Below are 23,321 nucleotides of genomic sequence, written 5' to 3'. Positions count from 1 at the left end.
CAGTGCCTCACACTCCGGTGTAGACGTCGAGCCAAGTCGTCGCGCCGGCGAGCGCCTCCGCCCACGTGCTGCCGGAGCCCGCGACCGTGGCCCATGTGCGGTCTGCGCTGCCGGTGACGCCGCCGATGGGGCGGTCAACTTCCGTCAGCGGAAGGACCCATGTGCGGTCGTGGAACTCGGCGAAGTCGACGACGGGCGCAGCGCTGACATCTCCCACGGAGACGTACATGTCCTTCTCGCCCCAGCCCGGAGGCCACTGGAGCAGCAGTACGGCGCCGCTGGTCAGCACCCAGTCGAGAGCGTCCCGTTCCGCTGCCGTCTCCGTGACGACCGTCAGGTCCCCGGTACGCCCGCTCCGTACGTCGGAGATGACGACAGGGAGGCGTCGGCCGCGGACGTGACTGACGGTCTGCCGGGCTGACGTCTGCCACGTCGGCATCGGTGTCCCGACGGTGACGCGGCACGATCTCTGGGGGAGACTCGGGTCCTTCAGCCAAACCGAGACGCCGTCGGCCTCCAGGGCGAGCGGGTCAGACGTGTAGGAGAGCGTCCCCGCAGTGCCAGGCGGTGCGGTCAGCCGAACCCGCCACTGAACCGGCACGCCCAGAGGCGCTTCGTAGTCCGTGACGACGACGGCGTCCGTGGTTACAGCCTGGCCGGTCATGTCTCCGCTCCAGCCGCGAACGGGTTGCTCCGTGCCGTCGGCCAGTCGGTACAGCGACCACTTCCAGGTGGACCCGCCCGTCGTCAGGCCGCGGAGAGTGACGGCTACTCCGCCTCCCCCGGCCGGCTCTGCATGCGCAGTAAGACCGCCTTCCGACCACTCCATTCGGTCGAAGTACCAGACGTCTCCGGCTTCGGCGTCCGGGACGGCGATGGAGAGCCGGGCAGCGACGGCACCCGCGGGAGCCAGGTCGCCCATGGGGCTGGTCAGCCAGCCGTCCGTTCGCCCCGCCCACGCCTGCCAGCGGGTGCGGATCGCCTCCCCGCTGACGTCGAGGAACTCGACGCGCGTGCGGTAGAGAGCCTCGCGCATCTGCCGGGAGCGCGGGCGGAACTGGTAGCCGGCGAGCGGCGTCACCGGCAGCGGGTCGACGAGGGTCACCGTGATGTCCCCGCCCGTGGCAACGCACTTCATGGAGTAGGCGCCGGCCGCTGCCGTCTCCGACGACTGCGAAGCCGTCGCACCCGACACCGCCCACCCGGTGATGTCCTGTTCCATTTCGGAGATCCGGTACGGAGTCAGGTTGCCCACCGGCATGAGCGCTGACGTCGGGGCCAGAACCGCGCGGTCAATCGTCCACGTCTGCTCAGCAACCGTCGACGTGCCGGATACCGCGATGCGAGCGGCAGCAGCCCCGGCAGGAGCTACGCCGACGACAGATATCTTCGTCCACTGCCCCGCGGGCGGCGTCCAGACAGCCGACGTCGTCTCGATCTCGGTCCCGGCCCCGTCTCTCCAGTAGACTTGCATGGAGACGGGGATACCGGCGGCCGACGGGGTGACGTAGACCGACGCCGCGTACTCCGTGCCGGGAGCCACGGCCGGGGCCGTCGACAGAGCCGTCCGGCTCATCCACGCCCCAACCGTCGGGACCGTAATCCTGAGCCCCTGATACCAGCTATGCGCGGTGGGGCTGGGGGCGAGAACGCAGTTCGTTGCGGCGAACCACCCGGCGGTGTCGATCTCCGCGGTTTCGGTGTTGAAGTTCAACAGGTTCCCCGTCGACTTCACCACGGCGCCGAGGAAGACGCGGTCCACGAACCACGTCTGCGCGGCAGCAGTCGCCGTGACGCGGACGACCACGACCGCCTTCGCTGCCTCCGCCGGCGCCACGCCGATGGCGGCGTTCTGCTGCCACGCCCCGCCCGTGGCAGTGACCAGCGGGCCTTGCGTGGTACTGATCAGCGTCCCCGTCGAGCGGTACCACCTGATCTCCACGCGGGACTGAGCGCCGGCGACAGGGGCGAAGACAGAGGCACAGCTCCAATACTCCGTCCCCGCCGCAACGTCGACGGAAGTCGCCGTACCGATCTGGCAGTCACCGGCAGCCGTCGCCTTGAAGGTGAGGCAGTACGAGCCAAGGGTGCCGCCCGACCCGCGGGCCAGGCCCGACGCGTTGACCAAGGCCGACCACGCGGAGGCATCCGTCTCGATGCTCTCCGCGTTCGCCGGCAGAAGGTTGCCGGTGATGGCCATCAGTCGATGATCTCCCCCGGCGTCGGGTACGTCGGCTCAGGTATCGGAGAGCCGTCGTCCGTCGGAGGCACCGTCGGGATGAGCGGCGGCTCGACGTCCGCGTCGTCCGGGATGAAGTCCATGATCGGAGGCACCACGACGCCGCCCGGCTCGGGCTGCTCGGGCGGTTCGGGTGTCTCGTCCACGGGGGTCGTCATCACGTCCACCTTCCTGCGGCCATCGCCGCTGCCATCTCGGAGTCGTGCAGTTCAATGCGGGTGTCGACGATGTCCGTGATCTCGCGGTCACCCACGAAGACCCGCACGTCGGCGTGGAGCTGAGTCGGCCCCCCGCTCTTCGCGGCACGGATGTCGTCCCACTGAGAACCGGTGAAGACAGGTTCGGGACGGCCAGTCCCGTTGGCTACGAGGGAGAGACCCGGCGGGAGGTAGCCGCCGTCGTCGTACCAATGCGGCGACCGGCCCAGCCACTTCGAGTAGGCGGCCGACGGGGAGCCGTAGTCCGGACGACCCTTGATGTAGGCCAGACCCCACTTGATCTGCGTCTGTGCGTTCGTCCGCCAGTCGGGGCCAGCAGCCGCCATCTTCGACGCAGGAAGCGCCTGCGGGATGCCGTAGGCGCCAGAGCTGGGGTTCGTCGCATTCCAGCGCCAGTTGGACTCGCCCTCCCAGAGCTTCTTCAGCGGGGAGAACTGCGACGGGCCCCACCCGTACTGGCTCAGGATGCCCTTCGCGTACTCCTGCGCAGCCCCCACTGCCTTGACGTCCGCGCCTCCCCCGCTCAGGTACTTCATGGGGTCGACGGTCTTGCCGTTGAGCCGCGCCTCCAGGTGGAGGTGGGGGCCGGTGGTGTTGCCCGTGGCGCCGACGTCACCGATGCGAGCGCCGCCGTTGACGCTCTTCGGAACCGTGGTGCGGATGCGGGACATGTGCGCGTAGAGCGACTGGAGGCCGCCACCGTGGTCGATGATCACGTGCTTGCCGTAGGGGCCGCCAGACGTCGCCAGGGAGACGCGGCCGTTGGCCACGGCCTTGATCGGCGTCCCCGTCGCTGCGGGGAAGTCGACGCCCGTGTGATAGCCGGACGCCCACATGGAGCCAGGGACTCCGAAGGCAGTGGCGATGTTCGCGGCCACGGGCTTCGTCCACTCGCCGCCCCAACCACCATTCTCGGTGGTGAGGAGCGAGACGGCGTCGACGATCTTGTCCCGCAGACCGCCGATGATCCGCGACGGGATCTTCGTCAGCACCTTGCCCATCGGGGAAGAGCCGACGCCGTCACGGACCCGCGAGATCACAGGCTTGACCAGCCTGTTCCAGACCTTCGACGGGTGAACCATCAGGTCCGCGGCCGTCTTCGCCCAGTCGATACCGGTACCGATGACGTCGGACACCTTGTCCTTCGTCCAGTCCCAGGCGCCGCCGAGGACACCGCCGGACGCGAGGAGCTGTGTGCCCGCCTGCTGATGCAGTGCGACGGCACGAGAGCGGTACTTCGGGTCCGTCGGAATGACGTACTCGGGGTACCGCGGGTTACCCTCACCGACGATCGCCGTCGGCCGATTGACCCTCATCGGGGCCGCCACGCCCCAGCCCTGTCCGACAGTCCCGCCGGCCTCCAGGAGATCGGGGCCCTTCGGGAGCGGGTCCAGGCCGACAAATTCGGCTACCCGGTCCCAGACGGCCTTGATGCCCTTCCGGTAAACCCACTCGATGATGAAGTTGACGGGAGCGGCGGCGATATCCTTCACCTTGCCCCACGCCTTGCCGATCATCGTCTTCGCGTCCTCGAACGCGTCAGCAACAAGCCCGACACCGGACTTGATCAGATCGAAAGCAGGCTTCAGCCCCTTGCGCCAAAGCCAGTCAGCCTTGTCGGCAATCCACCCCGTGGAAGGCTTGATGGCACGGTCGTACAGCCAGACGAACTGGTCTCCCACCCACTTGAGACCGTCCCACACCCACTTGAAGAAAGGCTTCAGGGCGTTGTCCCAGAGCCAGCGGGCCTTCGTCGACGTCCAGTCCCACGACGGGCTTATCGCGTACCGGTACAGCCAGACGAACTGGTCACCGATCCATTTGAGACCGTCCCAGATCCATTTGAAGAATGGCTTCAGGGCATGAGTCCAGAGCCACGACGAGGCGGCAGTGATGTTGTCCCAGGACGGTTTGAAGCAGTCCGTCCAGAGCCAGCCGACCAGCAGGCCAAGCCCCTGGAACGCCACGTAGAGCGGCAGGATCGCCACCGTCAGGATGATGGCCACCGCCACCCTGACCACCGTGGAGATGATCTTCCAGGCCGGCGTGAAGATGTCCCGCCAGAGCCACACAAACTGGTCGCCCACCCACTTCAGGGCGCCCCATATCCCGTCGAACGTCGGCTTCAGAACACGCTTCCACGCCCACGAAACCGAAGTCTGGATTGCTTCCCAGCAGCCGAGGACGATGGTCCGGAACCATTCGAAGTGATCCCAGGCGTACTTCACGGCCAGTGCAAGGCCGATCAACGCCATGATGACCATGCCGATCGGATGGGCCTTCGTCGCCAACGCCCAAAGCTTTGTGGCAACCCAGAGCCCATAGATGAGGCGAATTGCCCACGGTGCGTGCTCCGACACGTAGCTGATCGCGTCGGCCGTATAGCCCATCAGCGTCAGCATGACCCGAGACCACGGCTCCAGAGCCATGGCGACGTCGATAATGGCGTCGGCCAGGTCTCCGAATGCCTCCCCCACGGCAGGCCCGTGCTCCGTCACATAGTCGAGGAAGTCCTCGAACTCCGGGCTTCCCCGCAGTCCCGTCCCCCAATTGGCGAAGCGGGCCGTGATGCCCTGCATCCGCTGGGATATGGAATCCATGTGCGGAAGGAATGCGTCGACAATGCCCGCAATGCCCTTGAAGACGTTGCCGAATGCGACGCCCAGCCCCTCGATAGCAGGCTCGGCGGACTCGGCAATACCTTCCTTGAAGCGCTGCCAGAAGGGGCGCTTCAAGTCCGCGCTCGCACGGTCCATGAGGGCCTGCACACCGGCAGCAGCACCGCGGACAAGCGGCGTCAGGCCGGGCAGGGACTTCTTCGCCCCGTCAACGCTCCGGGTGAACAGCGGAAGCACGTCGGGCTGAAGGGACCGGGACCACTCCTTGTACGCGGAGATGAGCCCGCCATCACCCGCAAGGGAGTCGTACAGTGCCCGCTGAGCCGGCGACATCTTCGCCAGTGCCTCGCGATACTCGTCGGCCTTGGTGACGGCCTTCGCCGTCGTGTCAATGCTCGACAGGCGGGCCGACTCCACGCCCCGCTCCGCGGACCGGACCGACTCCGCGGCGCTGACCTGAGCGTCGGCAGCGTTCCGCACAGCGTCGGCAACGGCCCGCTGAGCGTCCTGCATGGCGCGCGCAGCGTCCTTCTGCGACTTCGCAGCGTCCTTCTGCGCCTCCGCGACGGCCAGGGCGTGTTCGCGCACGTTCTGCTGTGCTTCCGCCACGGCTTCGAGCTGGTCGAGCACGCCCCGCTGAGCGTCGGCCAGACGCTCGGAGGCGGACTGAACGGCCTCCGAGCCGTCGACGCCCGCGTCCTCCGCAGCCTTCGCATCCTTCTGAAGCTGCGCGTAATCCTTCTTCTGCTGATCGGCCGCACGGACCGACTGGTCGAAGGCAAGCTGAGCACGCTGGAGCTGGAGTTCCGTCGCACGGCCCACGTCGTACTGGGCCGTGACCTTGTTCAGCTCCTCCTGAGCCTCCAGGACGCGGAGAGTGGCCTCCCGCTCGTCAAGCTTGCCCCGCTCAAGCTGATCCTGAAGATCCGCGAGCCGCTGAGCAGCGTCCTCACGGGCCTTGTTGAGATCGTCCTGAGCACGGACAGCGGCCTTCTGCGCGTCAGCAAGGGACCGCTCCGCGCGCTCCACGCCCCGCTTCGAGTCGACGAGAGCACGCTCAGCACGCTCGACCGCCTTCGCAGCACGCTCCCGCTGCTCCATCGCACGGGCAGCAGCCTGACCGAGAGAACGCTCAGCGTCCTCGATCTGACGGTTCGCCTGAGAGATGGATTTCGCGGCGTTCCGGCGGGCCGACGCAAGAGACTCCTGCGCACTCACCATCTGAAGTGCCTGCTGAGCAGCACGGACATTCGCGGCAGCAGACTTGTCCGTCGCGGACTCCGCCTCCTTCTCCGCGGCAGACTTCGCCTGAAGAGCAGCCGTGATGTCCTTGATGGCCGGGATCGCCACCAAAGCCAGCGACCCCATACCCGCAGCAGCCGTCACGGCCGCCGACGTCAACGCGCCAAGAGCCGCACCGGCAATAGGGATGACCGGCAGAGCCGCAACGCCACCAATCGCAATGGCGAGTTGGAGTAGCGCAGACCGGGCCCGGCCCGTGTCGGCACGGACCTTGACCGTCGCCTTACTACGGTCCAGCGCCGACACCTGCGCCTGAACAGCCGCAAGCTGCGCCTGAGCGGCAGCAGCATCAGCCCGGACATCAACCGTCGGAGTGCGCCCCCGAAGCCGGTCGATCATCAAGTTTAGGTTCATGACCGCAGCACGGGCCCGGCCCGTGTCCACATCCACCTGCACACGCTGCGCAGCGAGAACACCAAGCCGGGCCTGAACCTCGTCGAGCTGCGCCATCGCCGTCGCGGCGTCGACATCGACACCGATCTTCAGATCCCGCATGGCCGTCAGCCGGGCACGCAGAGAAGCAAGCTCCGCCTGCGCCGGCGACGTGTCCGCATCGATGTTGATATTGGGGAGGCTCGCCTCCGCCTCACGCACCGCAGCCCGGATACGCGCACCCAGCGCACCATCCGTCTCAATACGGATACGCGCCGGGTCCGCCGTCGCTGCGTCGATCTCCTCGCGGAACGCCGCGAGAGCAGCACGAGCGGCAGCCGTATCGACACGCACGGCAACGTTCGGATGCGCCGCACCCAGCCGACGGAGCTGCGCCTCCAACTCCTCCACATGCGCCCGCGCCGTAGCGGCATCGACGTCAATACCGATCCGCTTGGTGGAGAGCTGCTCCAACTTCGCGCGGATACGAGCCAGCTCGGCATCAACACCCGTATCGCTAAGCCTGACATTGAGCTTCGGCATGGAGCGAAAGGCTTGCTCCAGCTTCGCGCGAAGGGAACGGGCGAAGGCACCACCAGCGTCGTTGCCCTGCCTGCCCGCTGCCGTCGTGGCCATTCGGCCGCCCTTGACGACGGCGTCGGGGATGGAGATGACGATGTTCCGCGAGATCGCATCGCCCATTTTCCGGCCGGCTTCCTCACCGACCCTGTCGGCCGCCGGCAGAACCAGAGCAGACAGCTTGGTGTGGAAGTTGGGGATCACGGGCACGACGTCGACGGCGGCTTTACCGACGATGTCCAGGTCAGCAGCGACCACGATTACTCCTTCGGCTGGTTCCTCAGCCGCGGATCAAGGGCGCGGCGCTGCTCGTCGGTGAGACGGCGATACTTCGTGGCCTTCTTCGGCGGGACACCCGGACGCGGGATCGGCTCGAATACCCCCGGCTTGCCCCCGTTGACGGCGATCAGCGTGTGGCGCACCCGCACCAACTCGTCCTTCACCAAGGCCAGCAGCATTTCCGTACTGCTCCAGGGGGCCAGGTCGGGGCGTGCCTCGTCGGCCGCCTCCTCCGTGTCCCGGGGCGGGGCAGCGTTGCGCATGGCCGTCTTCGTCTCGCTCTCCGGCGGGAGACGCTCAATCCAGATGCGAAGCGTCCGGAGAGACAGCGTTCCGCGGTACACGTCGAGCACTCGCGCGCCCGGGTAGTACCGCGGAATGTCCGCCTCTAGCGCCTCCGCGTGGTCCGTGAGGACTTGGCACGTCCAGTGGACTTTCCCACCGGCTCGCCGACGGCTTCGCTGGCCTGGCCGACGAAGTCGAAGATCTCGGCGAAGGTGGCGTCGATCTCGATGAAGGTCGAGACGTCGTCCTCGTGGAGCACGCCGGCTGCCCAGGTGTCGAAGTCGGACTGACGCAGGGCCCGCATGTGCGACGGACGCCAGTGCATCGCGTTCTTCACGCGAAGGTCGACGCCGCACAGGTCGGCCGTGGCGTACTCCTCCGTCGCCTCCAGTTCCTGAGCCTCAGCGGGGGTGGTGGTCTCAGACATGCGCGGGTCTGCCTCTCATGAGTGTGGGGCGCGGGTCTCCTCCGCAAAACGATTTGCGTAGGTAAGAGAGCGGAGCCCGGACCCGCGCAGATACGGGCCCCGCTGGTCGTCACGGAGTGGTGGGGAAGAAGCCGCTGACGTCGGCAGCGCCGTAGTCGATCAGCCGCTTCACAGCCGCGACCCCCGACGCACCTCGGTAGAAGCGCATGGTCATCTGGACCGACATCACGTCCTCGGTCTGCGGCTGCTCGTCGCCCCGCTCGATGACCTTCCCGTTCGGCATGTAGTAGCGCATGCGCTTGTCGCCATCGACGGTGTCGAAGAGGAAGGCATACCGCAGGTCAGACGGCTTGTCGGGCATGTCGTAGGTCGCTATACCCGACGCCGTGTCGGGCTTCAGCGACGCCACGGGGACGTTGTCGTAAAGCGACCTGACGAGGGGGTTCAGGGCCTCCAGGAAGGTGACCTGAAGGCTCTTCGTCGACCGGGTCATCAGGGTCCTGATGGGCTCCAGAGAGCCGGCCGCGTTGACGTCCTGGCTCTCCTCCTCGATCGTGAAAGTGCCGCCGTCGGTCGTGACCCACCCAAGGCACTGCCAGGGAGTCGCGGGGTCGGCCAGGTCCACGGGAGCCGTGGTGCTCAGTGCGGCCATGTGGACGAGGTAGTCGGTTGCGCCGAACGTCAGATCGGCATCGCGGGTGTCCGCCATGTGCCCTCCAGGGCATGCGAGAGAACCCGCTCGCCCCGAAGGACGGCGGGTCAGAAGGTCAGTGGTTTACGCAGCCCGGAGAGACACGGTGAAGGTGGCTCCACGTCGGTGAATCAGCTCGTTCGTCCACGGCTGCCTGGACGGCCCCGAGTCACACCGGACGCCCCTGATTACCGCACCGTTCACGGGACCGCGAAGGAACAGCAGCGCGTCACGCAGGGCACTCGCCAGGGCGCGCGCCTCGTCAGCGGTAGCGGCGAAGACGTCGACCGCCACCCGCGGATGAAGCGCGAAACGCTCGTCGGAGCCGCCGATACGCTCGATGCGGATGCGAGGGAGCTTCTTCTCCAGCTCCGGCGGCGTCTCCGCCCCGGCCCGAACGCCCGTCGCCGCCTCCGCCCACGGATTCAGGACGGCCTCGATGTCAGCCGACATGTGGGCCCTTCATGTCGTCCATGGACTTCGACAGGACGGCGTACCGAGGCGTAGTGCCGGAGCCATGCTCGACGATCCGCGCGTGGTCCGAGGAGTTCAGCAGTCGGGCACTCGCGCGCATCCGCGGCTTACCTCGGAACGGGACCTGCTTCATGATCGGCTCGACAGAGAAGGAAGACGCGTAGTCGCCCGTACGTCGCGGAGACCGAGCCACGGCAATGACCTGCATTGCCTCCGCTGCCTCCGTGCAGGGACGGCGAATCCACGGCCGCGAGAGCATCGCGCCCATCCCGGAGTACCGCCCGGTGTACTTGGACCGGAAGCTCATCAGCCCGTCACCTGCCTCACAAGGATCTCGACCCGGGCCAGGGCCGTCAGGGGAAGAATCAAGGGCTCTCCGTCGCACTGCCACGACTCGGCGCCTCGGAAAATGCGGTCGCCCGAGCGGACATCGGTACCGAGCGGGGCCACGAAGACCCGGCGCGTCTCGACGACAGTGGAGGCGTCGTGCGTCTCCGTCGATGCCCCGACCAGCACGCCGTAAGGCGAGATGATGCCGCAGTGATCGACAGTGATCCGTACCGGTGGACCGGGGATCTCGGAGCCCGTCGAGTCGCGCACCGGGGGACCGGGACGCTCAATGACGAGGGTCTCGGACATGAGCTGCGAGACGAGGCTCATGCCGGCCTCCAGACCCGAACCGTGACGTAGGCGCCGTCGTCCGGAGCGATGTCCAGGGACGAGGCGCCGGCCGCCATGCCGCAAGCACGACGCAGTCTCCGCCGCTCGTCCTCCGAAAGCATGATGCCCGTCTCCGCGTCGGCGTAGGTCTGGAGGAAGCCACCCGCCTGCTCACTCCGTAGACCGCCAGGGTTCGTCAGGACCCGAGCCGCGACCGCCAGGGCGACGGCCTTGATCCCACGCTGAGGCGGGTCCGTTAGCCGCTCCCCCACCTCACCGTAGAACGCATCCGCGGTGAGGTCGTGGGCGAGCGCGCATTCGTCGTCCGTCAGCGGGCGACCGAGCAGCGTCCGGAGTTCGGCCTCACTGAACAGTGCCACTGCCGCCCGCCTTCCGACGGGGCGCGGCACGCTTCGCAGCGGGCTTCGCCGCAGACGGGGCGGGGTCCGCGAGTCGACTTGCGCTCGGCGCCTCCGCCCACGCCTTCGGGTTCGTGATCGCCTCCACGGCCCACGCCGGGACGTCGTCCGCGGGGCCGAACACGTGGGTCACGCCCTTGTCGTCCGTCACGTGGACGATGTTGGCCAGGGTTGCCATGTGTCAGTGCCTCGCGTTTCTGATCAGATGACGTCGGCGACGAAGGTGAGGTCGGGGTTACCGAGGACGGGAAGCGCGATGGCGGTCGCCCGGGTCCACACGGTCTGCGGGTCCTCCGACTTGTAGGCACCCACGGCCACGCCGGCGGCGTCGCCCTGAAGCCCGTAGCGGGGGTCGTTCGCCTCGACCGGGACACCCCAGAGGGTCTTACCCAGCGCATCGCCCTGCGCCGGCAGGAAGACGACCTTGTCTTCCGGCGTCACGCGAGTGGCCACGCCGTCGACGGACACCTTCGCGTCGTAGATCTGCACCGGCGGGATGTCGAAGTCGCCCAGGATGTTGTTCAGGTCATCCCGGGTCAGGACCGTCGGGGCCGTCGACGCGCCACGGTAGGCCAGTTCCCGGATCTGCTTGTTGCGCCGCAGGAAGTTGTACGCCTTGCGGGACATCAGCGTGAAGGCGGGGAGATCGCCGTTCGTGTCGTTGTAGACGTCAAGCCAGGACTGGAAGTAGTCGTAGGCGAGGGACGTCTCCGTCGACGACCACGGAATCGCGGCCGTGACCGAGTGATTCGCCTTGCGGCCGAAGTCGACGCCGGCCGACACCCGGTTCTCGTTGATGGTCACGCCACCGTTGAAGATGGCGTCGCCCCGCGCAACCTCGACGCGCGCCGCGATGGCGGTCACGCCCTTGACGGCGTCCGTCTCCATCGCGTCGCGGATCTCCGCCTTCTGCGAGTCGACGTTCCGCATCTTGATCTGGTCGTACTCGCCGAGCGGGTACTTCCGGGAGATCGGGGGCAGTTCACCGGTCACCCGCGCGGCACCGGACCGGGAGCCGATGTCCGACTCAGCGTCGTACGCCCGGTAGACGGCCGCCTCGACGAGCCCTCCGCCTCCCCTGTTGAACCGGTAGACGAGGTCGTTGACCGTATCGTTCGGGAGCCAGCGGTTCAGGGAGAACTGATTCTCCTCCCGGTCCCGCAGCGCCTCACGGGCGTAGCCGGTCAGCTCCGCCGGAGTCGCGTACTCAGTGATGAGCTGCATCTAGGGGTACCTCTCAGACGAAGATGATCTGGCCGGCAACGTCCGCCTTGCCGTCGGCATCGACAGGCACGGGGAGCTTGGCCTCGCGGATGAAGCAGTGGACGAGCATCGAACCGACGACCTTCGCCGAGGCAACACGCCGGGCGTTGACGTCCTGCGCGGTGAAGAGAACACCCACGCAGGTCTGCCGGCCGTCGCTCGCGGCGGCGTCGTACGGTCCGTAGAGGCCGGTCGCGGTGATCTTGCCGAGGAAGATGCCCGACTTGATGAAGCCGTCAGGGTAGTGGGTGCCAGCCGTGAACTTGGCGACGTCGAGCGTCACGCTCATGGGAGCGTCGGTACCGTGGGCGGACCCCAGCCAGTCCCGACGGTCCTGCGTGAACGACTCAGTCTTCAGGCTGAGGTCCATACGGATTCCCTCCGTAGTAGGTGGTTACTTGCCGTGCTTCTGGCGGTAGCGCTCAGCTCCCGCGGAGACGGTGGTCACGCTGCCGACATCGGAGCCGCGGGCTCCCCCGGAGCGGGCAGTGCCAGCGGTGCTGTCGCCCTGGCCGGTGGTGCCGAACTCCGCCTTCAACGCGTCGGCGTCGGCCTCCAGCTCGTCCTTCGTGGAGCCCCGGAGTCGGGCCGCCTGCGCAGGAGTGAGTCCCTTGTCCGCGGCGACTTCGAGGACCAGCGCCTTACGCTGGGCCTCCTCCGCGGCTGCCTTCGCAGTGGCGGCTTCGGCCGCAGCCTCGTCCCGCTCCTTCTGGAGCCGCTCGGTCTCGCTGAGGTCGGCCGCCTGGCGCTTCTTCAGCTCCTCGTCGGCGGCCCGGAGACGCTCAAGCTCCGCAGCGTCGGGCGCAGCGTTCGCGCGCGCTTCGTGCTTGCGGGCGTGGTGCTTCCAGTAGGCGGCCCGATGCTCCGCCGTCATGTCGGCGACGGGGGTAGCGTCGGGGTAGCCGTGCTCGTTGACGGCCACCGTGTTGCCGCCTCCGCCACCTCCCCCGCCGCTCTGGTCGTTCGGGTCGGTCTCGAAGAAGGTCCAGGGCTCGTTGGCCAGGGTCAGGAGGCGACGGTGGCGTGCGAGAGTACGGCGAGACATGCGGTTCCCCTGTCGGGAGTAGGTGGCCCATGTCGGGCATGCGAAACTGGCCGGTCCACGTCAGTGGCCAGCCGATCAGGTCAGGACGTAGTCAGTCGTCGATCACGTCGACGTCGGGATGGTCGCCGTACTCGCGCATGATCGCGTCCTTCGACGACACGACGTCGGGCGGTGGGGCGTCGCGCAGCGACTCAGCCACGGCAGCCGCAGCCGCCTCCGGCCCCTGTTCACGCAGGAGGGCAGCCAAGTCGGCAAGACGGTCGGTCACAGTCCCTCCTCGGTAAGCAGTCCCATACGGCGGAACAGGTCGTTCATGACGTCGACGACAGGCGCGAAGTCCTCGTCACTCCACTGTCGCGGGTACCCGGAGATGAAGCCACTGACGAGCATGCCGCCCTGCGCCGGGTCCGACGCCCGCTCCAGTTCCTCCCGGAGGGTGGGGTCGTCGGAGACCGTGGCAATCCACTGAGCGTACGCCCGTCCGAAGAGTTCCGTGGGCGACATCAGGTAGTCGAGATGCGTACGGTCCGTTTCGAACCCTGTCACGACCCCGTTGCGTTCGACGTGCCCGAGTACGGTCCCGTCCGGCTGCTCCCGCATGAACGTGAGCACCTGATACGCGGCAGTGTCTTGGATGGTCGTCCACCACTCGTGGAGGAGACCACCCTCATCGATCTCGGCTTGCGTCGCGACACCGAACGTCGGCAAACCCTGGTGGTCCAGGAAGTGCCCCAGCTCGTGCACGGCCGTGAGGTGCGGCCATGGGCCGGTCGGGTTCATCGTGAGCTTGATGGAGTCGCCGCCCCGGTTCCGCACGTAGGAGCCGAGGAAGCCGGGTCGGTCCTCGGGAACGAGGGGGATCTCCGGCATGTCCCGGTCGATCGAGTGGACAGACGCAATCACGGCGCGGGCGTGAGCCACGGCGCGGCCGATGTCCGTCGACTCGTCCACGTCGACGAGGCTGTCCCCCAGACGGTCCGGGGTCTCCGTCTCGTCCGTCGAAGGCGCGGGGCGGCCGGTAGTGCGCCGACGCTTTCCGGAGAGATCCTTCGGACCGGTGAACTTCTGGTCGCGGAAGGTCAGGAGCGGCCCCATCTCGCCGTGCTCGCGAGTGAAGAGGAGCTTCCTGTAGTCGACTGCTCGCCCACCACGGTCGGACATGCCGACCGCGCCTTCGACCGCGTCGTGTACGGCCTCCAGGAGGTCTTCGTCGATGATCTGGCCCGGGTCGTAGTCGGCCGTGACGAGCTTGACGAGGCAGTCGCAGCCGGGGTGTATCGGGGCCAGGTCGCGCTTGTGGTAGCGCTGCGTCGACGCGATCATGCAGAGGGCGCAGTCGTACTCGCCCTGGAGGACGCGCACCGTGTAGGTGAAGCGTGGCATCCGGGCCGCCACCTGGCGCACGGTGTGCGTGCGGGCAAGCTGCAAGTCCGTCTTGATGATGGTCTCTAGGCGATGAGAGCCCCGGTCGAGGGCCTCGTCAAAGTCGACATCGTCGCCCAGGGCGGCGCGCATCTCTTTGAACGGCCGCTCGTACACGTCGGTGGGGTCGACGCCCCGGAGGGCGGTGCCAGTGACCTCGTCGAGGTCCAGCGACACCCGCCGGGAGCCTCCGTCAACGTCCCTGTAAAGCTGCTCCAGATAGGAGGCTGTCAGGTTCGCCACCTGGCGCTCCCCAGCCAGGACGACCGGAAGTGCCTGACGCTGGAAGCGCTGTATGTCGGCGTCGCGCCACGAGCCGAGCCCACGAAAGGCCCGGCTCGCTCGCCCCAGGACGGACGTCCAGACGCCGCGGACAGCAGAGCCGTACCGCTCGTCAAGCCGCGACGGGGTCATTGTCCTCCGCCCCGCGCGATATCACGGTGCGCCGGTCACGTCCCGTACGACGACCGTCGAGCGACGTAGGCGGCGGGGCCGTCGGGTCAAGCGCCGTCTGAGCGTTCAGCGCGTCGGCCGCCCGATCGATCTCCATGCGGGATATCTGCGTCGGGGTGTAGCCCATGTCCTCCATGCGCTGACGCCACGGAACGCCGGCAGCCTGCTTCTTCACGGCTGCGTCGGCCATCTCCGCCATGGAACGGGACTCCGGGTCACGCCAGATGGTCTCAGCGGCGAAGCTCGTCGACTTCGTCTCGTCGCCCAGGACGCGGAATGCGAGCCTCATGGTCTGCTCCCAGGACTCACCGAAGGAGCGCTGACGGTCGCGCACCTTCGAGATCAGGCCTGTCTCAGCCGCCTTCAAAGCGTCGCCACTCACGTTGACAACGGCCCCGATGAGGTAGTGCGGAGGCGTCCGAGAGATGGCGGCAAGATCCTGCACCGCAGCTTGTACGGCCGCGACATAGGGCTTCAGGTCTGTCGCAGCGAACTCGCCGAACTCGACGTCGGAGTCATCCGTCGTCCAGAGCCGACGAATGTCGAGTTGGAAGGGCTCGATGGGCTTACCGGTGACCGGGTCTTCCCCAACCTCCAGACCGGCGGCCCAGCGCTGCCGGAAGGCCCCGTACTTCATCGCAGCCAGGAGATTAATCAGGCTGAGATTGATCCGGTTCTGAATGCTAAGGGCGTCCTCGTGCTCAGCGAAACCGGTCAGGCGCCGGTTACGGCGGTTGATGAAGGGGACGAGCGGGACAACCTCCAGATCGTTCGGCCGCTCGCCGTCGGAGGCGTCAGGCAGGACCATCGCGTCCCAGCCGCGCAGTTCGGCGGCACGTCCGGAGAAGGAGACAAGGTCGGTCTCTGACACGAAGTCATAGATGCGGTCCGGCGTCCACAACGTGGCCCGGGTGTTTCCGGTCCAGTCGTCGCGCCAGAGCTTCAGGCCCGCAGCAAGCTTCCGTCGGCTCCCTTGGACGTGCTCCACGGCCACCTGGCGGGGTGTCTCGTGCGTGATGGCGGGACGTCCGTCGTCGCCCCGCTCGACGAGAGCGAAAGCCCTTCGCTGACTTAGCGCACCGTAGTGGATCAGGTCCGCGTCCGCGTCGAGACTGTTCTCCTGCCAGATGCGGTTGGCTTCGGTGTCAGCCTTGCGGACGTCCTCACTGTCGTTGTCCGGATCGCCGAAGCGGAAGCCGTCGACATGCATACGCTCCGTCGGGGAGTCGAGGACGAGAGCCGTCCAGTTGGTACGCGCGTCCTTCATCCATTCGCGCGCCTCGCGCGGGTCAACGCCAAGCACGTGGGGGACGGGCGGGCGTCCCTCGGCGAAGTCGCGGAGGGTGTCGAGCCCCGGGGTCGTCTCGCCGTAGAAGTCGGTGACGTCCTCCCGCTCGTCAAGGAGCTTCTTACCGAGGCGCTGAAGCCACCATCCGGGAGACTCCACCTTCGATGCATCGATAGGCACTTACGGACCTCCCTCAGAAGGCGACTAGGCGACCGGTCTTCTTTTTGCGCTTCGTGATTCCTGCGGCAACCGCATCGGCCCGGCACTCGTAAGCGAGTGTTGCGGCCATGGCGGCGTCGATCTTCTTCGGCGACTTCGGGTGTTCCTTGCCAATGCCCATGTGGTTGCGGCCCAGCGGCCGACGCTTCGCGTTCAGGACATGCCGCGTGAGCGTGGCGCCCAGCCGTGACCAGTCCGACTCGTCGTCCTCAGCCTTGGCGGTGCCGGCGAAAGAAAGCGCCCTGTCGTCGACGGCCTCGATAAATCGGTCTAGGGCGTGCTCCATAGCCGTCGGTCGGTTCGTCCACCACTCCAACGGACGCGCCTGCGTGGCGCTGATCTGGAGCCCTTCGGCGTACTCCGACGTCCACTTGTCCACGTAGTCCTGCCAGTGCGGCGGGTCGCAGTAGAAGCCGCAGACCTCGTACCGGTCGAAGGCGCGAGCAACGGCGTTGTCCACCGCCTCGCGGTCGACTTGCCAGCCCTCCCCCGCTACGCCTTCCGGCTTCTCCCAGACCCCGAGGAGCTGGAGATGACCGTCAGAGACGCGGCAGGCGACGAGCGCCGTGGCGTCGTCCCGAATCGAGCCGTCAAAGCCCAGGGTGACGAGGTCACCGGACTGGAGCTGCTCCGGTCGACGACAAACTTCCCAGGCGTCCGGCTCCATCCACGCATCGGAGCTACTCGTCCGGGAGTTCAGGAAGTACCGCTTACCGTCGGCGCTGTCATTGCGGAGGTCGTAGAAGTCGTCGACGAGCGTTTCGAGGTCCATCCACTCCATGGCGTCGCCATAGGAGTCGATGAGGGCCGCGCGAAGTTCGTTCTCGTCCTTCAGGTTCTTGCAGACGCCGTAGCGGTGGTCGTAGAGGAGACGAGCGCGACCGCGCTTCTTCTTCCCCTCGCGGATGGCCTCCGCTTCCTCGTACGTGCGCTCAGCAACGGAGTCTTGCCCAGGGGCAAACATGGTCGTTGTTTCGAGGTACCACGTGCCCGCGCCCTTCTTCCGCTTGCGGAGGTTACGGGTAACCGTCGCGTACATCCTGCGGAGTTCGGGAGTGTTGTACAGGTGCGTTTCGTCGAAGCAAACCCACGTTTCCTTGCCGCCGTCCTTCGAGGAACTGGAGGCGGTCGACGGGGTGATTTCCCCGCCGTCAGGAAGGTTGATCTTGGTAAGGCCCGGGTCGACTCCCGGAATCTGACTTAGCGGCGACGCCTCGTCGGTCAAGTTGAAGTAGATGGTGTCGTAGACGTTGCCGGTCTGGCCCTCCTCCGTCGCCATGATGCGGAGGTACGGGACCTTGACCGGCCGGCCCATCGGCTCGCCGGGCTCGTAGACGTACTCGAAACCCAGGCCCCATGGATCGCGGTAGACCTCTCCACCCTCAGCCCAGCCGGCAAAGCGGCAGGGGCCGAAGGCTTCGAAGAGGCCGATACGAGCGCCGAGTCCGCTCTTGTCACAGCCCTTGGGGCGGGAGAAGAAGGCGGAGTCGTACAGCATCTTCCCGGCGTGGTCGTCGACCGCGTAACAGTCCACGACGAAACCCGTGTACTCGTCACCGTGTCGTACGGGCTCGCCCTGGACGTCGCCGGGGCCGTGCACGACGAAGTACTCCATCCACGCGACCGCCATCCACCCGAGAGCGCGGGAGCGGTCATGACCGGGGGCGCGCACGGTGACGTGCGGCACTGGTCTCCTAGCCGGTCAGGCGCGCCCTGCGCGAGTTGATGTCGATCGCACCGCCGGGGTGCTGTACGTGCGGCTGGGGGCGCGCCATTGGGTTGTCGACCTTCAGCTTCAGACGCGCTCTGTCCTCCGGCGTAGCACCGAACTTGGCGGCACGGAGACGCACTTCGGAGGCGAACTCCCAGCGGCCCTTCGCCCACATGGTGTGGTGCATCAGGGCAGTGTCTATGAGGAAGTCCCAGTCGGTAGCCACGAAGGTCTGAGCCATCGGCGACGTGCGCCAGGACTCCCACCACGCAACGGTCCGCGGATGCCACTCAACGACCTCGCCGGTCTTCTCGTCGACGCCCAGGACGCCGTCAGGGAGATCCGGCCCGCGGAGTTCGTCGTCGGGGGTGAGCGTCGTCTCCGGCTCCGTGGCGTTGCGCCGGCGGCGCCTCGATGGGTCCTTGGGGGCGGGGCCTCGTCCGGCCATCGGGTCCTCCTTCTGCTCCGCCAGATAGTGGTAAGGTCGTTGGACGTATAGCGGACATGAAGGGGCCCTTCGGGACCCCGGAAAAGTGGGAGCGAACCTGTCCGGCCAGGGACGCACCCGACTCGCGCCCATATCATTTACTGATTAAAAATACCTAGCTTTAGAGTCGAGATTCGCTCGGGGCGTCCGTAAATCGACGCCTCCGCCGGGGCGCTTCTCGGTTTCGATCACATGAAGTTCATGTGTGGTCGGGCCGAGTGCGCCCATGCCAAGGCCCGGCCACCCGGCATGGAGGGCCAGGAATCAATGGGGATCTTCGCGTGGGCCGCCGCAGTGTTGATCATCGTCGGCCATAGCGGGCGAATTCTGAACGGAATTCTCGATCGGGTGCCCGAGCTGTGCAAAAAGGCCACCCGTGCGGTCCGCGCCGTGCGGGATCTCCGGGACGAGATCAGGAAGCGACCCGGGAGTTAGCGAGCCGTCAGCCCAGCAACCATCGCGGAAAGGTCCGCAAGAATTGACGGGGTGTCGCCATGTCGGCGCCCCGTCATTGCGATGTACCGGCCCGTGCCGTAGATCTCTACGGCGGTACCGTCGGGCCGCCGGAGCTTCCGTCCCTGCCGGACGTCAGCGCGGCCCCAGATGTGCAGGCCGTCGCCGGACGGGGACACCTCTACGTAGGTGGCGCCCGCGTCGCGCACGATGGCTGCGGCCCACGGCGCCAGGTGGCCCGTGAGCGGGTTCAAGCAGTGGTCCAGGTCGAGACAAACAATGTCGTCGACGTCCGAGAGGACGAAGCCCAGACCGACACCGGCCGACGATGCGGCGGCGTCCTTGTGCGTGCTCCACGTCCGCGGGTCCGTCGACGACGCTGCCATGCCGGCTGACGTCAATGGGACCTTCTTCGCGTCGCGTCGGACCCACCTGTCGCGGGTCGTCAGCTCACGGGGAGTCGCGTCCTTCTTTGCCGCACGGTGGGCGGCGACACGGCAGCGGGTGGAGCAGAACCGGGCACGGTGTGAGTGCCGCGCTCCGAGGTGCTCCGGGCACCACTCGCAGTTCCGTGTGTTCATGAGGTACATCCTACGGGGCGTGTAACGGTAAAACAAGCCCTGACCTGGGGTGATGCAGAAGTCTGTGATCGCGGAGCCCTGAGCGCCCGTCTCCCGCTTCGGGGTTCGGATCAGCCCGGTACGCCGGCGTTCGGCCCTCCAGGGGGGCGCCTGCGGACGCCTCGGCCACTTCCCCCAGACCCGTACAGACAGCGAGGCCCAGCACCTCTTCGGTGTGGGGATCTTCCGGCAGGGGGTCACCCCCCTGGTTGATCTTGGTCCGGGCGGGGCTATTCGATCTTCAAACTGAAGCCAGCCCGGGGGGCCCTGCGCTCGCTGTTGGCGTGCTCGCCCCGGACCTCCAGCCGGCTGGGCACGAGCTTGATCGTCACCGTCGTGCAGCTCTGGTCTGTTCCGATGTTGACCTTCGGAGCGGCGGCGAGCCGACCAACGTCGACGCCATTGACGAGGACACGCGTAACGCTCACGCCGTCCTCACCCGTGTCGTCGGCCTCCTCCAGCACCACGTGGGCACCGCTCACGCCTACTCCTCCAGGGCCGGATGTGTCGACTTCGGGCGATCGATTCGAACGCGCGTGAGAGCCGCTGCTCTGCCTCCCTCACTCGCGCTCTTCCTGGCGTGGCACCAGGCGCACAGTGCACGCAGGTTCGCCATGCTGTGATCGTCCCCGGGCTCGATGTGGTCCACGTCGGTGGCTTCTGCGCCGCACAGTCGACCGTCAGAGAACGGCATCTGACACGCACCCTTGTCTCTGCGCAGGACACGGCGTCGCAGGACAGACCAGTTCGACGGAAGGCGACGTCTACGCGTGCTTCCTTCCCACGCCACTACTTCGGCGCACCCTTGAGCCGACGACGCATCTCCGTCGGGACGCGGAAGACTGCGACTGCGTAGCCGAACGCGCCACCGCTGATGCCGATAGCCGTCCGCCAGGAACCCCCGACAGGGCCGATTCCCCAGCGCCGGGTACGCATTCGGTAGACCATCACTTCCACGCCCGCGACGGCTGCCAGCCCGACCACCAGCGGCAGGCAGCCGAGCGCCAGCAACACCACACCCATTCGTCCTCCGCTTCCTGCGCCGATGTCTTACGCTGACGTCTCCGTGCGGCCAGGGGAGGCCGCTGACTCAGGGGGGATGCGCTGTGCGCACCTACATCCGCCGTGCCGTACTGCCGGCCGTCGCCGTATCGCTACTCCTGCTGTCCGGATGCTCGTCGGGCGACTCTGCCGCCGACCCGGTGCAGCCACCCGCGTCCGAAGTGCCGATCGACCCTGCGGACCTACCGTCGGAAGAGCCGCCCTCGTCGCCTCCATCCGCCCCCGCGCCCGTCGTGAAGGTCGGGGAGACGAAGACGTGGGACTACGGGGACACCGACGACACCGGAGAGAACTACCGGGTGACATCGAAGATGTCCGTGACCGTGGTCAGTGCCCGGTACGTGACACCGGAAGAGATCGACAGCAAGCCGGAGCACGGCCAGTTCGTCGAACTGACGCTGACGCTGAAGAACGTCGGCGAGGGCCCGGCAGAGGTCATGCTCTACGGGATGATGAAGTGGGAGGACGACACCCACGCCGCGCAGGACGCTACGACTCTGGAAGGGGTCGGAGACGGCCCGTCTCTCGACACGCTGTACAAGCCCGGCCAGTCCGTCACGGGAAAGGTCGTACTCGACGTCGCCGCCAAGGGCGGGATCGTGAGCTACGTGGGGACACACGACCCGAACGCAGATGCGGCGTTCGTGGTGGAGCTGCCGTCCTCCTGACACACGTCAGCCCCGCTCCCGGGAACGTGCCTCCGGGGCGGGGCGTGTCTGTGTCGGGACGGCAGGGATCGAACCTGCGCTCTCCCGCTCCCAAAGCGGGCGCCGTACCTCTTGGCTACGTCCCGTCGACGTCACGGCGGGATTCGAACCCGCGATTCCACCGCCGACTGGACTTCCCGGCGCGCGTGTACTGCCTCACACCGCGTGACGTCTTGTCCCTGGCCGTGGAATCGAACCACGCTAGCCGTTGCCGGCGCAGGCTTTACAGGCCCGCTTGCGTCCCAGCGCTCCAGGGTTGTGTACCGCACGAGGGATTCGAACCCCCAACCTCCTGGACCTGAGCCAGGCGCCTCTACCAAGTTGGGCCAGTGCGGCTAGCCACCCACCGTCAGAGCCGACCTGACGTTGCGTGGGTGCGCGCCGATTCTCGCGGGCCTCGATGTCCCGCCCACCTCGTCATAGGCGCCAGGGTGGGTGCCGCCGTGGCATGCCCCGAGGCGGCTTCGGGCAGGGGCGTAGGGCGACTCTGTGAGCCTGTCCGGCATCGAACCGGAGCAGCTACCTGACCCCACACGGTCACAGGCTCGCGTCCGGACCGTGAGGCCCGGGTGTTGGCCGTCGCGGACGTCGTCCCGCGGCCTCTGTGCGCGGCAAGTAGCCCCGTTCCCGGCGCCTCGCGCTACAGCCGTGGGCCCGGGAGGACTCGAACCTCCGCCCTCAGCATCCGTAGTGCTGCGCTCTATCCAACTGAGCTACGGGTCCATGTGACGAGCCGTTGCGGACGGGATTTGAACCCGTGACAGACCCTTCAGTGACCCAGCGGGTTTGTCGGGTTGCTCTGCCTGACTGAGCTACCGCGCAAGCGTGCGCATCGCTCCGGCTCGTCCTCCCCGTCCGCGTCTGCGTGCCGACCCTCGCGAGATCCGGCGCACGCTGCCTGACGGACGGGAAACCTAAGACGGCCGGGGCCGCTGCAACCACGCTTCAACCCGGAGGAGAGTGCGGGGAGCACGGGAGCGGCGCCGGCCGTCAGGACAGGAGCGGGGCCATACGCCAGTCGCTACGGCTCGCCAAACTGCCTGTCTACTCTTGTTATGTCGTAAGGTGATAGTTTTCGACTAAGTACATGCATCCGCCACGTATTCAGCCGCCCGGACAAGCCTCCCCGCATCCTCGCCGAAGCGCTGCACCCCCAGGACGCAGCTCAGACACAACAGCCCGCGTACGCACCGACCGCACGTCGGCACTTCAGGGCAGCACGCGCGGTCCCGGTCGACGGACAGCGTGCGCTTGCCGGGTGACCGGCGACAGACGGCGCAGGCTCCGCCCTGAGCCTCCACCATCTCCGCGTACTGCGCATCGGTGAGCCGGTACTTCGGCCACCTCCTTCCCCGTCGCCCCGGCGGAGGCTCGACAACGTCACGGGGTGGTCGAGCGTTCCAGGCCGTCAGGTACGCAGCAGTCTCCCGGAGCGCCGTCGGGGAGCCCTGGAACCGCCCTAGTCCGGTGATGCAGTCCGCGCACAGCAGCCCGCGTACGCACCGACCGCAGGCCGTGGCCGTCGGGCAGCATCGCGGATCATGGTCGACCGCGAGCGCCTGGCCGCCCGCCGGGGGACGTCTGCAAACGACACAGGCGCCCCCCTGAGCCTCTATCAGCGCCTCGTATTGATCTCGGGACACGTGATGCCTCACGAGCCGCGTACAGGCCGCACAGCGGCTCTGAAGGCCGTCAGGGCGGACAGTGGACGGGGCGAACTCCACGGGCCGCTTCCACGCCCGGCAGCGGGTGCACAGCTTGCGTCCGTGGGGGTCACGGCGCACCCCCTCCCCCGGGAGCGTGCGGCCCACGCGGCTGCTCTTGAACGTCGTACGGGCCGCAGGGCGCGCCAGACTCCGCCCGAGCCGCCCCAAAGCGTGCCGGGGGCACCACTGGCCAGCGATCACGGCCGTGTCCGCACAGCCGCCCTGGCGGCACGTCAGCCGCCCCTCTTCCCCATCCGCGCCGGCCATCGACACCACCTCCTACCTGTGTGGTGTCGTAATCGCGGCGGGATGTGACGGCGGT

At 67.4% G+C, this 23,321-nt stretch carries 25 protein-coding genes and 5 tRNA genes; 1 reads left to right on the top strand and 29 read right to left on the bottom strand.

The genetic code is table 11. The annotated features are described in order from the left end of the window. Window positions 1-7: 7 nt before the first annotated feature. From ACZ7LB_RS07960 to ACZ7LB_RS07850, 23 genes are all read right to left on the bottom strand, one after another. Window positions 8-2,200: a hypothetical protein gene (locus ACZ7LB_RS07960; protein ID WP_471466130.1), complete on the bottom strand. Its 2,193-nt coding sequence runs from the start codon at window positions 2,198-2,200 to the stop codon at window positions 8-10. Further along, entirely contained in the window at window positions 2,200-2,397 is a 198-nt protein-coding gene (locus tag ACZ7LB_RS07955; protein WP_471466128.1) for a hypothetical protein, read from the bottom strand. The genes ACZ7LB_RS07960 and ACZ7LB_RS07955 overlap by 1 nt, the downstream gene beginning before the upstream one ends. After that, window positions 2,397-7,586 (bottom strand): aggregation-promoting factor C-terminal-like domain-containing protein, encoded by a 5,190-nt coding sequence (locus ACZ7LB_RS07950; protein WP_471466126.1) that lies wholly within the window; start codon window positions 7,584-7,586, stop codon window positions 2,397-2,399. The genes ACZ7LB_RS07955 and ACZ7LB_RS07950 overlap by 1 nt, the downstream gene beginning before the upstream one ends. Before the next feature lie 2 nt (window positions 7,587-7,588). Further along, window positions 7,589-7,870, bottom strand: a complete 282-nt coding sequence (locus ACZ7LB_RS07945) for a hypothetical protein (RefSeq protein WP_471466125.1) — start codon at window positions 7,868-7,870, stop codon at window positions 7,589-7,591. A 125-nt stretch (window positions 7,871-7,995) separates the two neighbouring features. Beyond that, window positions 7,996-8,319 (bottom strand): hypothetical protein, encoded by a 324-nt coding sequence (locus tag ACZ7LB_RS07940; RefSeq protein WP_471466123.1) that lies wholly within the window; start codon window positions 8,317-8,319, stop codon window positions 7,996-7,998. A 109-nt stretch (window positions 8,320-8,428) separates the two neighbouring features. Further along, window positions 8,429-9,028 carry a phage tail tube protein gene (locus ACZ7LB_RS07935; RefSeq protein ID WP_471466121.1) on the bottom strand — a complete coding sequence of 200 codons (600 nt, stop codon included), beginning with the start codon at window positions 9,026-9,028 and terminating at the stop codon, window positions 8,429-8,431. 66 nt (window positions 9,029-9,094) lie between these two features. Further along, entirely contained in the window at window positions 9,095-9,463 is a 369-nt protein-coding gene (locus ACZ7LB_RS07930; protein ID WP_471466120.1) for a hypothetical protein, read from the bottom strand. Then, on the bottom strand, window positions 9,453-9,584 hold the full coding sequence (locus tag ACZ7LB_RS07925; RefSeq protein ID WP_471466118.1) for a hypothetical protein: 132 nt from the start codon (window positions 9,582-9,584) through the stop codon (window positions 9,453-9,455). Before ACZ7LB_RS07925 ends, ACZ7LB_RS07930 begins: the two co-directional genes overlap by 11 nt. Window positions 9,585-9,790: 206 nt before the next feature. Further along, the gene (locus ACZ7LB_RS07920; RefSeq protein ID WP_471466116.1) at window positions 9,791-10,144 is read right to left on the bottom strand and encodes a hypothetical protein; all 354 of its coding nucleotides are present in this window, start codon (window positions 10,142-10,144) and stop codon (window positions 9,791-9,793) included. After that, window positions 10,141-10,524, bottom strand: a complete 384-nt coding sequence (locus tag ACZ7LB_RS07915; RefSeq protein WP_471466114.1) for a hypothetical protein — start codon at window positions 10,522-10,524, stop codon at window positions 10,141-10,143. The genes ACZ7LB_RS07920 and ACZ7LB_RS07915 overlap by 4 nt, the downstream gene beginning before the upstream one ends. Further along, the gene (locus ACZ7LB_RS07910; RefSeq protein ID WP_471466113.1) at window positions 10,508-10,741 is read right to left on the bottom strand and encodes a hypothetical protein; all 234 of its coding nucleotides are present in this window, start codon (window positions 10,739-10,741) and stop codon (window positions 10,508-10,510) included. Before ACZ7LB_RS07910 ends, ACZ7LB_RS07915 begins: the two co-directional genes overlap by 17 nt. Window positions 10,742-10,764: 23 nt before the next feature. After that, window positions 10,765-11,787, bottom strand: a complete 1,023-nt coding sequence (locus ACZ7LB_RS07905; RefSeq protein WP_471466111.1) for a major capsid protein — start codon at window positions 11,785-11,787, stop codon at window positions 10,765-10,767. Between the two features lie 13 nt (window positions 11,788-11,800). Beyond that, a complete protein-coding gene (locus ACZ7LB_RS07900; protein WP_471466110.1) occupies window positions 11,801-12,196 on the bottom strand; it encodes a head decoration protein in 396 nt (131 codons plus the stop codon). A 24-nt stretch (window positions 12,197-12,220) separates the two neighbouring features. Next, window positions 12,221-12,871: a hypothetical protein gene (locus ACZ7LB_RS07895; RefSeq protein ID WP_471466109.1), complete on the bottom strand. Its 651-nt coding sequence runs from the start codon at window positions 12,869-12,871 to the stop codon at window positions 12,221-12,223. Window positions 12,872-12,962: 91 nt separating this feature from the next. After that, window positions 12,963-13,139, bottom strand: a complete 177-nt coding sequence (locus tag ACZ7LB_RS07890; RefSeq protein ID WP_471466107.1) for a hypothetical protein — start codon at window positions 13,137-13,139, stop codon at window positions 12,963-12,965. Further along, the gene (locus ACZ7LB_RS07885; RefSeq protein ID WP_471466106.1) at window positions 13,136-14,536 is read right to left on the bottom strand and encodes a hypothetical protein; all 1,401 of its coding nucleotides are present in this window, start codon (window positions 14,534-14,536) and stop codon (window positions 13,136-13,138) included. Before ACZ7LB_RS07885 ends, ACZ7LB_RS07890 begins: the two co-directional genes overlap by 4 nt. Window positions 14,537-14,687: 151 nt before the next feature. Then, window positions 14,688-16,214: a phage portal protein gene (locus ACZ7LB_RS07880; protein WP_471466104.1), complete on the bottom strand. Its 1,527-nt coding sequence runs from the start codon at window positions 16,212-16,214 to the stop codon at window positions 14,688-14,690. A 13-nt stretch (window positions 16,215-16,227) separates the two neighbouring features. Further along, complete coding sequence (locus ACZ7LB_RS07875) at window positions 16,228-17,868, bottom strand: terminase (RefSeq protein WP_471466102.1); 1,641 nt, start codon at window positions 17,866-17,868, stop codon at window positions 16,228-16,230. A 79-nt stretch (window positions 17,869-17,947) separates the two neighbouring features. Then, a complete protein-coding gene (locus tag ACZ7LB_RS07870) occupies window positions 17,948-18,412 on the bottom strand; it encodes a phage terminase small subunit (protein WP_471466100.1) in 465 nt (154 codons plus the stop codon). Between the two features lie 470 nt (window positions 18,413-18,882). After that, window positions 18,883-19,485 (bottom strand): bifunctional DNA primase/polymerase, encoded by a 603-nt coding sequence (locus ACZ7LB_RS07865; protein ID WP_471466098.1) that lies wholly within the window; start codon window positions 19,483-19,485, stop codon window positions 18,883-18,885. 269 nt (window positions 19,486-19,754) lie between these two features. Continuing rightward, complete coding sequence (locus ACZ7LB_RS07860) at window positions 19,755-20,006, bottom strand: hypothetical protein (protein ID WP_471466096.1); 252 nt, start codon at window positions 20,004-20,006, stop codon at window positions 19,755-19,757. A gap of 2 nt (window positions 20,007-20,008) precedes the next feature. Continuing rightward, window positions 20,009-20,218 (bottom strand): HNH endonuclease, encoded by a 210-nt coding sequence (locus ACZ7LB_RS07855; RefSeq protein ID WP_471466094.1) that lies wholly within the window; start codon window positions 20,216-20,218, stop codon window positions 20,009-20,011. Between the two features lie 95 nt (window positions 20,219-20,313). Continuing rightward, entirely contained in the window at window positions 20,314-20,547 is a 234-nt protein-coding gene (locus tag ACZ7LB_RS07850) for a hypothetical protein (protein WP_471466092.1), read from the bottom strand. Between the two features lie 83 nt (window positions 20,548-20,630). On the opposite strand from ACZ7LB_RS07850, the gene ACZ7LB_RS07845 reads away from it, so the two are divergent. Next, window positions 20,631-21,254 (top strand): DUF4352 domain-containing protein, encoded by a 624-nt coding sequence (locus tag ACZ7LB_RS07845; protein ID WP_471466090.1) that lies wholly within the window; start codon window positions 20,631-20,633, stop codon window positions 21,252-21,254. 53 nt (window positions 21,255-21,307) lie between these two features. Here ACZ7LB_RS07845 and ACZ7LB_RS07840 read toward each other — a convergent pair. The 6 genes from ACZ7LB_RS07840 to ACZ7LB_RS07815 form a co-directional block, all read right to left on the bottom strand. Continuing rightward, a tRNA-Pro gene (locus tag ACZ7LB_RS07840) sits at window positions 21,308-21,379 on the bottom strand. A 3-nt stretch (window positions 21,380-21,382) separates the two neighbouring features. Beyond that, window positions 21,383-21,464 (bottom strand) — tRNA-Ser (locus ACZ7LB_RS07835). 90 nt (window positions 21,465-21,554) lie between these two features. Continuing rightward, window positions 21,555-21,629 (bottom strand) — tRNA-Leu (locus tag ACZ7LB_RS07830). 313 nt (window positions 21,630-21,942) lie between these two features. Next, window positions 21,943-22,016, bottom strand: a tRNA-Arg gene (locus ACZ7LB_RS07825). Window positions 22,017-22,030: 14 nt separating this feature from the next. After that, window positions 22,031-22,112, bottom strand: a tRNA-OTHER gene (locus tag ACZ7LB_RS07820). Window positions 22,113-22,372: 260 nt separating this feature from the next. After that, window positions 22,373-23,266, bottom strand: coding sequence for an endonuclease domain-containing protein (locus tag ACZ7LB_RS07815; RefSeq protein WP_471466088.1), 894 nt, complete (start codon window positions 23,264-23,266; stop codon window positions 22,373-22,375). Between the last annotated feature and the right edge of the window lie 55 nt (window positions 23,267-23,321).

The sequence above is a fragment of the Streptomyces sp. NPDC107521 genome (assembly GCF_055598485.1).
The sequence above is the reverse complement of the archived record's forward strand: the minus strand, read 5'-3'. Positions and strand labels throughout refer to the sequence as shown.

Bases quoted from the DNA above. Each gene is read 5' to 3' on its own strand.
- ACZ7LB_RS07960 (WP_471466130.1), bottom strand. From the start codon at position 2,200: ATGGCCATCACCGGCAACCTTCTGCCGGCGAACGCGGAGAGCATCGAG.
- ACZ7LB_RS07955 (WP_471466128.1), bottom strand. From the start codon at position 2,397: ATGACGACCCCCGTGGACGAGACACCCGAACCGCCCGAGCAGCCCGAG.
- ACZ7LB_RS07945 (WP_471466125.1), bottom strand. From the start codon at position 7,870: ATGCGCAACGCTGCCCCGCCCCGGGACACGGAGGAGGCGGCCGACGAG.
- ACZ7LB_RS07940 (WP_471466123.1), bottom strand. From the start codon at position 8,319: ATGTCTGAGACCACCACCCCCGCTGAGGCTCAGGAACTGGAGGCGACG.
- ACZ7LB_RS07935 (WP_471466121.1), bottom strand. From the start codon at position 9,028: ATGGCGGACACCCGCGATGCCGATCTGACGTTCGGCGCAACCGACTAC.
- ACZ7LB_RS07930 (WP_471466120.1), bottom strand. From the start codon at position 9,463: ATGTCGGCTGACATCGAGGCCGTCCTGAATCCGTGGGCGGAGGCGGCG.
- ACZ7LB_RS07925 (WP_471466118.1), bottom strand. From the start codon at position 9,584: ATGCGCGCGAGTGCCCGACTGCTGAACTCCTCGGACCACGCGCGGATC.
- ACZ7LB_RS07920 (WP_471466116.1), bottom strand. From the start codon at position 10,144: ATGAGCCTCGTCTCGCAGCTCATGTCCGAGACCCTCGTCATTGAGCGT.
- ACZ7LB_RS07910 (WP_471466113.1), bottom strand. From the start codon at position 10,741: ATGGCAACCCTGGCCAACATCGTCCACGTGACGGACGACAAGGGCGTG.
- ACZ7LB_RS07905 (WP_471466111.1), bottom strand. From the start codon at position 11,787: ATGCAGCTCATCACTGAGTACGCGACTCCGGCGGAGCTGACCGGCTAC.
- ACZ7LB_RS07900 (WP_471466110.1), bottom strand. From the start codon at position 12,196: ATGGACCTCAGCCTGAAGACTGAGTCGTTCACGCAGGACCGTCGGGAC.
- ACZ7LB_RS07895 (WP_471466109.1), bottom strand. From the start codon at position 12,871: ATGTCTCGCCGTACTCTCGCACGCCACCGTCGCCTCCTGACCCTGGCC.
- ACZ7LB_RS07875 (WP_471466102.1), bottom strand. From the start codon at position 17,868: ATGGAGTACTTCGTCGTGCACGGCCCCGGCGACGTCCAGGGCGAGCCC.
- ACZ7LB_RS07870 (WP_471466100.1), bottom strand. From the start codon at position 18,412: ATGGCCGGACGAGGCCCCGCCCCCAAGGACCCATCGAGGCGCCGCCGG.
- ACZ7LB_RS07865 (WP_471466098.1), bottom strand. From the start codon at position 19,485: ATGAACACACGGAACTGCGAGTGGTGCCCGGAGCACCTCGGAGCGCGG.
- ACZ7LB_RS07855 (WP_471466094.1), bottom strand. From the start codon at position 20,218: ATGCCGTTCTCTGACGGTCGACTGTGCGGCGCAGAAGCCACCGACGTG.
- ACZ7LB_RS07850 (WP_471466092.1), bottom strand. From the start codon at position 20,547: ATGGGTGTGGTGTTGCTGGCGCTCGGCTGCCTGCCGCTGGTGGTCGGG.
- ACZ7LB_RS07815 (WP_471466088.1), bottom strand. From the start codon at position 23,266: ATGGCCGGCGCGGATGGGGAAGAGGGGCGGCTGACGTGCCGCCAGGGC.